This window comes from Acinetobacter sp. USHLN143, from assembly GCF_037145695.1.
GTDB classification, from domain to species: Bacteria; Pseudomonadota; Gammaproteobacteria; order Pseudomonadales; family Moraxellaceae; genus Acinetobacter; species Acinetobacter fasciculus.
Map to the genome: position 1 here is coordinate 1 of NZ_JBBCWZ010000350.1, position 221 is coordinate 221.

A 221-nucleotide genomic window follows, 5' to 3' on the forward strand; every position below is an offset into this window, starting at 1 on the left:
CAGCAAATTTACGAGCATCAGTCGGTACAACTGGTGATTCATACGATAATGCTCTGGCTGAAACGGTGAATGGCTTATACAAAACAGAGGTGATTGAATATTTAAAAGCAGGGTGGTGTTTCAAAAAGTATGCTGACATTAAATGAAGCCATTATTGATGTAAAAAAAGGTTAAGTCGAAAGCTTTAAAATGGTTTTCAATCTTTTTTGAAAAATTACAAC

1 pseudogene is annotated in these 221 nt (G+C 33.9%); it reads right to left on the reverse strand.

The features are described from left to right. Nucleotides 1–138: 138 nt before the first annotated feature. Nucleotides 139–221, reverse strand: a pseudogene (locus WFH18_RS18345) (IS1 family transposase); the annotation flags it as partial.